At 65.6% G+C, this 9,090-nt stretch carries 11 protein-coding genes; 4 read left to right on the top strand and 7 right to left on the bottom strand.

Annotated features, from left to right (window positions below; translation table 11 throughout):
• On the bottom strand, nucleotides 1–718 hold a 718-nt coding region (locus tag C1D09_RS15315), incomplete at its 3' end, for a LysR family transcriptional regulator (RefSeq protein ID WP_143975103.1).
• 124 nt (nucleotides 719–842) lie between these two features.
• Here C1D09_RS15315 and C1D09_RS15310 point away from each other — a divergent pair.
• Nucleotides 843–1,031, top strand: a complete 189-nt coding sequence (locus C1D09_RS15310; RefSeq protein WP_143975102.1) for a hypothetical protein — start codon at nucleotides 843–845, stop codon at nucleotides 1,029–1,031.
• A gap of 10 nt (nucleotides 1,032–1,041) precedes the next feature.
• Complete coding sequence (locus tag C1D09_RS15305) at nucleotides 1,042–1,791, top strand: sulfite exporter TauE/SafE family protein (RefSeq protein ID WP_143975105.1); 750 nt, start codon at nucleotides 1,042–1,044, stop codon at nucleotides 1,789–1,791.
• Nucleotides 1,792–1,798: 7 nt separating this feature from the next.
• Here C1D09_RS15305 and C1D09_RS15300 read toward each other — a convergent pair whose 3' ends face one another.
• Nucleotides 1,799–2,299, bottom strand: coding sequence for a sugar O-acetyltransferase (locus C1D09_RS15300; protein WP_246135759.1), 501 nt, complete (start codon nucleotides 2,297–2,299; stop codon nucleotides 1,799–1,801).
• Between the two features lie 174 nt (nucleotides 2,300–2,473).
• A complete protein-coding gene (locus tag C1D09_RS15295) occupies nucleotides 2,474–2,923 on the bottom strand; it encodes a universal stress protein (RefSeq protein ID WP_143975100.1) in 450 nt (149 codons plus the stop codon).
• Nucleotides 2,924–3,370: 447 nt separating this feature from the next.
• Here C1D09_RS15295 and C1D09_RS15290 point away from each other — a divergent pair, with 447 nt between their 5' ends.
• Nucleotides 3,371–4,222: a VirK/YbjX family protein gene (locus tag C1D09_RS15290; RefSeq protein WP_246135758.1), complete on the top strand. Its 852-nt coding sequence runs from the start codon at nucleotides 3,371–3,373 to the stop codon at nucleotides 4,220–4,222.
• Between the two features lie 90 nt (nucleotides 4,223–4,312).
• Here C1D09_RS15290 and C1D09_RS15285 read toward each other — a convergent pair whose 3' ends face one another.
• Nucleotides 4,313–5,845: an alkaline phosphatase family protein gene (locus tag C1D09_RS15285; protein WP_143975099.1), complete on the bottom strand. Its 1,533-nt coding sequence runs from the start codon at nucleotides 5,843–5,845 to the stop codon at nucleotides 4,313–4,315.
• A gap of 255 nt (nucleotides 5,846–6,100) precedes the next feature.
• On the opposite strand from C1D09_RS15285, the gene C1D09_RS15280 reads away from it, so the two are divergent.
• The gene (locus tag C1D09_RS15280; protein ID WP_143975098.1) at nucleotides 6,101–6,682 is read left to right on the top strand and encodes a histidine phosphatase family protein; all 582 of its coding nucleotides are present in this window, start codon (nucleotides 6,101–6,103) and stop codon (nucleotides 6,680–6,682) included.
• 4 nt (nucleotides 6,683–6,686) lie between these two features.
• On the opposite strand, the gene C1D09_RS15275 is transcribed toward C1D09_RS15280, so the two are convergent.
• From C1D09_RS15275 to C1D09_RS15265, 3 genes are all read right to left on the bottom strand, one after another.
• Nucleotides 6,687–7,088, bottom strand: a complete 402-nt coding sequence (locus C1D09_RS15275; protein ID WP_143975097.1) for a VOC family protein — start codon at nucleotides 7,086–7,088, stop codon at nucleotides 6,687–6,689.
• 98 nt (nucleotides 7,089–7,186) lie between these two features.
• The gene (locus tag C1D09_RS15270) at nucleotides 7,187–8,239 is read right to left on the bottom strand and encodes a sigma-70 family RNA polymerase sigma factor (RefSeq protein ID WP_143975096.1); all 1,053 of its coding nucleotides are present in this window, start codon (nucleotides 8,237–8,239) and stop codon (nucleotides 7,187–7,189) included.
• Nucleotides 8,240–8,281: 42 nt separating this feature from the next.
• Nucleotides 8,282–9,028 (bottom strand): SDR family NAD(P)-dependent oxidoreductase, encoded by a 747-nt coding sequence (locus tag C1D09_RS15265; protein WP_143975095.1) that lies wholly within the window; start codon nucleotides 9,026–9,028, stop codon nucleotides 8,282–8,284.
• Nucleotides 9,029–9,090: the final 62 nt, after the last annotated feature.

Genomic DNA, 9,090 nt, shown 5'->3' with positions numbered 1-9,090 from the left:
TGCCGGCACCCTGCGCGACCAGCCGGCAGACATTGTCGAGGCCGGGCACGCGGATGCGGATGTGCAGATGGCCGCCCAGGCGTGCGGCCTGGCGGGTGATGTGCTCCTGCAGGGCGTGGCCGAGGCTGAGGCCAACAAAGGATTCGCCCAGTATGTCGGGGAGGCTGGCGCTATGCATGCCGGCAAGCCCCGGCCAGTTCCGCGCGGCGATCACCACCAGCCGGTCGATGAAGAACGGTTTCTGTTCGAGATGCGCAAGGCCGGCCCAGGTCGCGGCGATGCCGAGATCGGCCGCACCGCTCGCCACAGCCTCGGCGATCTCGTGGCTGGGGCGCTCGTCCAAATCGATGTCGATGCCGGGATGGGCCGCCAGGAAGGCCGGCAGGGTGTCGCGCAAAAGTTCGGCGGTCGCGGCGGTATTGGCCATCAGCCGCACGCGGGCGCGCAGGCCGCCGGCATAGGCGCCGAGGTCGCCAGCCATCGCCTCGATCTGGTTCTGCACCGCGCGCGCATGGTGCAGCAGCGCCTGGCCGGCGGCCGTAGGCACCACGCCACGGCGGCGGCGCTCCAGAAGCGGCGCGCCGAGCTGCTCCTCCATGCCCTTGATGCGGGCGCTCGCCGAGGCCAGTGCCAGCCCGGCAAGCGCGGCGCCATGGGTGATGCTGCCGCGCTCGGCCACCAGCAGGAACAGCCGCAGATCGGTGAGATCGAAACGCATTTCTTGCTCCCGCGAGGCGCACGGCGTTGTTCCCAGCCTTCGGTGTAGCCGAAGGCTGACAGCGCAACTTCCACATTGTGCGTTGGCCGGATGCCGGTCAAATCTTTTGCGATGGAGATTGGCGATGAGCGAAAAAGCGACGGGTCGGCTCGGTATTCTTGAAGGCATGGCGATCGCGCTGGCGGTCGCCGTGGCCTCGCTTGCCATGGCGCAGGCACAGCCTGGCCAGCGATGTACGACGGCTTCGGTCAACCACGATGCCGTGCTGGCAAAACCGGATGCCGATGCCGCGGACATGCTATTGCATGATTGATCCCGTGGGCATGCCGAGCGCCGGCGTCATCGCATTGATCGGCGCCGTCTTCCTTGCCGCCGGTTTCGTCAAGGGGGTCGTCGGCATGGGGCTGCCGACCGTGGCGATGGGCCTGCTTGCGCTGACGATGCCGCCGGCCGAGGCCGCCGCCTTGCTCCTGATCCCGTCGCTGGTCACCAATCTCTGGCAGTTGTTCACCGGCCCCGCCTTCGCCGGTCTGTGCAAGCGGTTGTGGGCGATGATGGCGGGCATCATGCTGGGCACCATCGCCGCAGCGGGGGTGCTCACCGGCGCGCATGCGGGCGCGGCTTCCGCGGGGCTTGGGGCAGCGCTGGTGCTTTACGCCATCCTTGGCCTCTTCAGGCTCAGCTTCACCACGCCGGCGCGCCACGAGGCCTTGATGTCACCGCTGGTCGGCGTGGCGACCGGGCTGGTCGCCGGCGCCACCGGCGTCTTCGTCATTCCGGCGGTGCCCTATCTGCAATCGCTGCGGCTGGAGAAGGAAGATCTCATCCAGGCTCTCGGCCTGTCCTTCACCGTCTCGACGGCGGCCCTTGCCCTCGGCCTGTTCAGGACGGGAGCGCTGGCATCGCCGGCAGGGCCACTGACAGGCTCGATCCTGGCGCTGCTGCCGGCGCTGGCCGGCATGTTCATCGGCCAGGCGCTGCGCCGGAAAATGAGCGTCGGGACCTTTCGAAAGGTGTTCTTCGTGGGGCTGCTGGCGTTGGGGGTGTATCTTGCGCTGGAGGCGCTGCCGTGAGGTGGCCTTACTCGGCAATCGACCTGATAACCCGCCCAGGGTTGCCGCCGACAAGCGTGTTCGGGGGAACGTCCTTCGTGACCACCGAGCCCGCCGCGACGACGGAATTTTCGCCGATGGTCACGCCGCCGATCACCGTCGCACCGGCGGCGATCCAGACGTTGCGTTCGATGGCTATGGGTTTTGCGATGGTGAAGGCGCGGCGCCGCGACGGTTCGAGCGGATGGCCGGATGTGATGAGGCTGACATTCGGCCCGATCAGCACATCGTCGGCAATGTCGAGCCCGCCAAGATCATAAAACGTGCAGTTCTGATTGATGAAGACATTGCGCCCCACACGGATATCGGCACCGCCGGTGGTGTAGAAGGGTGGGATCAGCATAAAACCGTCCTCCACTTGTCTGCCGATGAGTTCGCTGAACAGGGCGCGGACCTCGTCCGCGTCGTTGAACGTCAAGCGGTTGAGGCGGGCGGTTATCGCCATCGCCCGCTTGATTTCCGCCAGCATGGCCGCCGATTCCGGCGTTCTCCCGGAGATTGTCCTGGTGGCATCCGCATGCGCCATTCGTCATTGTCCTCCGAAGGGCGAATGTATCCCGGCGCATGACGTCCGCGCCGGGGGCGTCCTGGCTGTTTATTTTGAGCATGATTCCGAAAGCCGGTTCCAGCTTGGGAGACCGTTTTACCGTACGACCAGCACCGGGATTGCGGTGTAGGACAGCACTTCCGCCGTCTGGCTGCCCAGAAGCAGCTTGCCCAGTCCGCGGCGACCATGCGAGGCCATCACGACCAGGTTGCAGCGTTGCGCCTGCGACAGTTCCAGGATCGCCTCGGCGGGCCGTTTGTCCTCGACATGCACAAGCTTGGCGGACACGCCGGCTGCATCGGCCGAAGCCTTGCACTTGTCGAGAACCTCTTTGCCATATTTGCGCGCCTCTTCCTGGTAGACGGCCAGTTCGTCGCCCGCGGCATAGCCGGCCATGGCGCCGCCCCAGGCAAAGATGGGGAACGGTTCCGAGACGGTGACGAAGGTGACGGCGGCGCCGATACCTGTTGCCAATGTGAGGCCATGGGCAACGCCCTTGTCGGCCAGTTCCGATCCGTCGGTGGCGATGAGCAGATGTTTGTAAATGATGAGCTGACCTGTTGTGCAAGGGCCGGCGCCCTTGGGGGTGGCGGAAGCCTTGGTGGCTCCTCCTGATATAGTTGCGCCGCTGGTCTGCTCACAGGGCCAGCGTCATGTGGATCAGGGCCAGGCGAGGGGCGAGCCGCGGCGATCTTCCGGTATCCCTGTCGGCTCTGGCCGGGCTGCGCCGCGACCGAGGTGATCGCGACGAAGGGGGAGCGACGAGCACGCGCCGGAAGGTTGACCTTAGTGGCTACCTTACGAATTCGTATGTTCACGGCGAGGCGGCGGTAAGTTACGACGTTCAACATTGAGCTTATCCGTTGCCTTGACTGACACGTCAGACCGAGAATACAGTAAATGATGCTTTCCACGGGCGCCCCGCGGCCATTACGGCCACCAGGCCCAATAAAACGGTCGCCCTCCAAGTTTCGGCGCAAGTTGAACAATTGGGTGCATGAAAGCAAATGGGCGGCGCTTCGGTGGGTGTTCCAGCGCGATATCGCGGCCATTCGGTCGGCTCTCGGTGTTGAGCCGTTCAGGGCAATCCTTGCTGAATTTCCCGACATTGCGCTGAAGCCTGTCCGGCCGTATCTCGCCGCCAGTCTGAGGCGCATCCATCGTTGTGCCGCCGTCATTGGTCACTACACCGCGGCGACGCGTCTTTTGACCGACGCGGCCTTGGTCGAAAGTCACACGTGCGGTCGCCATCTCTTGGCAATGTCGACCGCTGCCGGCGAAGTCACGGTGGAACTGACAGGCCAGGCAGGTTTGTACCGAGAGGGGGAATGGCGCCTTCTCCTGCGCCTGGAAGGATGTCCCGTCATAGAAATGGGGCTGGCGATCGTCGACCGGTCGCTTCTGCAACTCGGTGGCGACGGCAAGATCCTCTATATCGGCGCTCTGAAGTCGACCTCGACCGGTGTGCAAGGTCTCGAGGATTCCCGGATACTGACCAAAGCCATGGAAGGTCTGCGACCGAAAACCCTGTTGCTCCTGGTCGCCCAGAGTTTGGCATCCTCACTCAAACTGGATGGCCTTGTCGCGGCATCAAACGCAGGCCACGTTTTTTCGCGGGACCATGCTCTGCGGCGCCGCATCACCGCCGACTACGACAGCTTCTGGGCGGAGTCCGGGGGCAAGCCAATAGGTCGGACGATGTATGCCTTGCCCCTCGTGAAGGCTCAACGCGACCCGGCCGGCTACAAACCCAACAAGCGGGCGCAAATACGCAAGCGTCAGCGCCTTGAGGTCGAAATCGCGCGTTGTGTCGTTGAATCCGTCAGGCCGCTGCTGCGGAGCTGAACGCCTTGCCAGGCCCGCATCCTGCCAGGTACCCGCTGCCCGCCGGACATGCCCGGCGGGGGCCAATCGCGAAACGGTATGATCCTCGGCTTAGAACGGGGCCGCCGGCAGCTCCTGGGTGCCTTCCAGCTTCACAGCCTGGAGTTCGTTCGCGTCATAGCCGAGAGCGCGCAGGATGGTGGGAGCAACCTGCGTCGTCTGCACCAGAGCCGGCACCGACCTCGGCTTGAGCGAGGGAGCGCTGATGAGAAGCGCCACGTTGCGATCGTTCGCGTTGGCGCCACCGTGCTCGGCGATCTTCGAGCCGGATGTGTAGACCACGCCCGGATTGACCGTGGCTATGAAGTCCGGCGTACGGCTGTCCGTGGCGGGATCCTGATAGGCAAGAGCAAGGGCATTCGGTGGCTGGATCTGGGCGATGCCTTCCGCCTTGCTCGATTTCTCGAGATAGTCCTGCGCGGCCGCGAGGTTTTTCACCCTGTCTTGCGGTTTGAGCCAGATCAGCGCGGCGTCGTCGGCGATATGGAAGGCATAGCCCGGCGTCTTCGTATAGGGATCATCGTCCAATGGCTGGAACGACGCCGGGTCGATGGGCGACTGGCCATGCTTCGAGGCAAGTATGATCAGGGTCGAATTGGCGAGTTTGTTGTCCTTGAGTGCGGCCATCAGTTCGCCGACAGCGCCATCTACGTAGGCGAGCTGCCCGGCGAGACCATTGCCAGGCGTGCCGCTGGCATCCAGATAACCGCCGACCAGACCGGCCTCGTCGCCAGGACCGGCCTTGGGAAGCTTCTGGCCCACGCTCACCGCCTGGAAATTCATGCCGAAAAGCGTGGGAACCGCCGCGGGATGCGAGCCGGTGCTGTCGAGGCCCTTGATTTCGTTGATCACCGCATGGACCCGCGCTTCATCGAAGTCGCGCTCGGCCTTGAAGCTGCCCGTCGTCTTGACCTTGGTGCCGGGAATCAAGCTGTCCTGTTCCAACGCGTAGAGGTCGTCGATGCCTTTGCCCGAAGGTCCGTTCAGCCATTCATAGGCCGGATGCTTGTCGGACCAGGCCGTGCGGCCGCCATGCGCTTTCACGATTTCGAAGACGTTGTTGACCCGCACGAAATCATGCGGATAGACCACCGAGCATTTGCCGTTGACCAGCGTCATCGGCAGCTTTGCCGGGTCGATCTGGCTGCGGTAGTCGCCTGGCTTGCCACCACCGTCAAGGCGGGTCGAATCGACGTCGATGTTCTCGGCGAAGGCCACCTCGGCACCCGGCTCGCCCTTGCAGTCCGAGGCCGGCGCGAAATAGGTGCGGTCGTAACTGTCGTCGTAGAACACGCCCGTCGACTTTGGCGTGCCGCCGGTTACCTGTGCCACAAGGCCAGGAAACGAGTCGGACGGGGCGCTGGCGAGCGCATTCGGATAAAAAATGCCGGTTTCGGTCAGCGCGGAGAGCGAGCTTTTCGGATTAGCGGCGACGTAGTTTGCAAGATCGAGCGCATGAAGCCCGTCGACGCTGATGAGCAGTACGTGCTTGTAGGGTGCGGCGACGGCACTGGAACTGGACAGCGCGGCAGCCAATGCCGCGGTCAGCGTGCCCGCAGCCAACGCCAGAGATAATGTTTTCATCGGAGTGTCCCTTCGTCTCGCAGCCCGCGATGGATCAAGGATAGGCGGGTGCACATGACAGGTTAGTGAAATGCGTCCGCAAAGGACCTTACGGATTGGTAAGCCACCGGTGATGCACAAGGATCGCCGCCACCCAAGCCGGGCGGAACGCAGGTGGCGAAGCGACGCTCAAGCGCCGCGACGGTCGCCGGGTCTTTCGCTCCCCTGCGCCGACCGCTACAGCTTTGGCCCGACATCAACGAAGGGCCCGAGCGTATGAGCAGCGCGTATCCGCAAATCCACCTGGTCCGGCATGGCGAGACTGCGTGGAGCCTTTCGGGGCAGCATACCGGCCGCACCGACATGCCGCTGACGGCCGAGGGCGAAGCGGCGGCGCGGGGCGTGGCGGAGCGGCTCGAGGGCCAGTCGTTCTCGGCGGTGTGGTCGAGCCCCTCGCAGCGCGCCTACAACACCAGCGTGCTGGCCGGCTTTGGCGGTGAGAGCGTCAAAATGGATGACCTGCAGGAGTGGGACTACGGCGCCTATGAAGGGCGCACCACCAAGGACATCCTGGCCGAGCGGCCAGGCTGGAACGTGTTTCGCGACGGCTGCCCGCAAGGCGAGACGGCCGCCGATGTCGGCGTCCGTGCCGACGGGATCATCAGACAGCTTCGCGAAGCCGGCGGCTCGATCCTGATCTTTTCCAGCGCGCATTTCCTGCGCGTGCTCGCCGCCCGCTGGCTCGGCCTGCCGCCGGAAGGCGGCGCGCTGTTCGTGCTCGATACGGCCAGCATCAGCGTGCTCGGCTATGAGCATGATCTCAGCGAACCGGTCGTGCGCAAATGGAACCTGAAGTAGGACCCTACTTCTCCAACTTCCGGATCGCCTCCGCCGTCACCGGTGTGAAGAAATTCACCAGATTGCCGTCCGGGTCGCGAAACAGCAGCGAGCGGTTGCCCCAGGGCATGGTGGTCGGCTTCTGCACGGTCGTGTCCCTGATGAAGTCCGACAGCCGGGCGAATTCGGCATCGACATCGCCGACGCGGAATTCGAGGATGGCGGTGTGGTTGTCGGCGGGGCGGGCGATGTCGCCGCCGAACAGCATCAAGGTGCGCGTGCTGCCGATCGCCAGCGTGCCGGAAGGGGTCGCCAGTTCCGCGAAGTCCTCGGTGTAGACCGTCACCGGCATGCCGGTGATCTCGCCGTAGAAGCGCACGAGGCGCTGAACGTCTGACGTGATGATGCGGACAGAGACGAAATTCATCGCATTGGCTCCTTGATGGCTGAAGCCGCGGCCGGGCTCCCGCCCGTTCTATAGGCCGAGCCTCCTGCCAGCTTTCCGTCAGCAGAGGATGGCGACGGCTACGCTTCCGGTCCGGACCAGACCGGCGGCAGGCCAAAGGCGCCGAACAGGGCAGGGCCGAGCGGCGCAACGTAGATGGTGAGCGAGGCGATGGCGCCATCGGCCAGCTCGATGACATGCAGCGATTGCGCGCGCCATTCCGGCTCCTGATGGCGCCGGGCGTAGATCGCGACAGCGGGCTGGCCGTTGGCCCGTGTCGCCACGGCGCGATAGCCGGCGAAATTGCCCCATACGGTCCTGAAGAAACCGTGGATCGCCTGACGTCCCCGGTACCAGTCGCGCCATGGCGGCATGTGGTAGGTGGCGTCCTCGCGCAGCAGCGCGACGAAGCCGTCGAGACTGGCGGCCTGCCAGGCGCTGACATAGCGTTCGAGCAGCGCACCTTCCTCGCGGTTGGGCTGCGATCGCTGCTCGGGCCGCCCGCCGGGATAGCGCTCACCAAGCGTCGCGCGCGCCCGCTGCAGGGCGCTGTTGACGGAGGCGGTCGAACCGCCCAGCAACTGCGCGGTCTCCAGCGCCGACCAGCCCAGCACGTCGCACAGCAGCAGGGATGCGCGTTGCCTGGGCGGGAGCAACTGGATGGCGGCGACGAAGGCAAGCCGCACGGCCTCGCTTGTCTCGTAGCGCGCATCCGGGCCGGGGCCGCCGTCGACAAGGTCCGGCAGTTCGGCGTCGGGGTAGGGCTCCAGCCAGGAGAGTTCGGCGGCCGGCCCTGCAGCGGCGCGCCCTTCGCTCGGCGGCCGCGCGGGCTCTTCGAGAATGCGGTGCGCCGACGACCGCGCCTTGATGGCGTTGAGGCAAGCGTTGGTGGCGATCGTGTAGAGCCAGCCGCGCGGCGAGCCGCGCCCGTCGAATTGCGCACGGCCGCGCCAGGCCTTGAGGAACGTCTCCTGGACGAGATCGTCGGCCTCGTGCAGCGAGCCCATCATCCGGTAGCAATGCAGCTTCAGCGCCCGCCGGTGGGCCATCGTCAGGCGCTCGAAGGCGGGCCGATCGAGGATCGGCCCGCCTGTCGGGCTCGGCGGCTCAAGCGGGCCGGGAGCGTCTGTCATATCGAGCCTGCCGTGCGGAGTTCGTCTCGCATCCTGCGCGCCTCATGCCGCGGCGGCAAGGCCGCTGCCGCTGACCGTGAAGGCGATGCCTGGCACTTTGCCGCCGGCGAGCGCCACCACGGCCCGCCCGACATCGGCGGGCGTCTGCACATCGCTCATGCTGGCCAGGAAATCCGCCGGGCTGATGCCGAGATAGGCGGAGATGCTCGAAATTCCGCGCTGGCCGACGCCGGTACCGGCCATGATGCGCATCGGCGCCAGCGCCATGAAGCGCAGGCCAAGGCCAAGCCGGTCGGCCTCCTTCTGGCTGTGGGCGGCGAGGAACATCTGCATCTGCTTGGCGCCGGAATAGCCGCCGGAGTTCGGCGGTCCGCCACTGAATGCCGCGCCGCTGGAGATCAGCACCACGCGGCTACCCGGCTTCAGCTGGCCCTGCAGCGCCGCCCTGCAGAACAGGAACGATGCCTTGACGTCCGTCTCCCAATTCGCCGAGAAATCGTCCCAGCTCTGGTCCTGGATGGAGGCTGACGGCGCGAAGGCGCCGGCGCAGATCACCAGCACATCCGGCTGCAGCGCGGCGAACACCGCGTCGGGCGCCGTATCCCGCGTGGCGTCGGCGGCCAGCGTTCTGACTCCGGGCTTTTCCCAGGAGAGCTCCTTCAAAGCTTCCGCGCCGCGGGCGACGGCAAGCACATTTGCGCGTTCGCCGAGCGCGGCTTCCACGATCGAGCGTCCGACACCCCGGCTGCCTCCGACCACGACGACATTTTGACATTGCAACGATCCCATGGATCACCTCGCTTTTCCGGCCCGGACAATTCCGGCGCCTATGGATGAGGACAGCGCGGGCG

This window comes from Mesorhizobium intechi (assembly GCF_002879535.1).
GTDB lineage: Bacteria > Pseudomonadota > Alphaproteobacteria > Rhizobiales > Rhizobiaceae > Mesorhizobium > Mesorhizobium intechi.
Note: the sequence above shows the minus strand (reverse complement) of the source record. Positions and strands in the feature narration are given on the sequence as shown.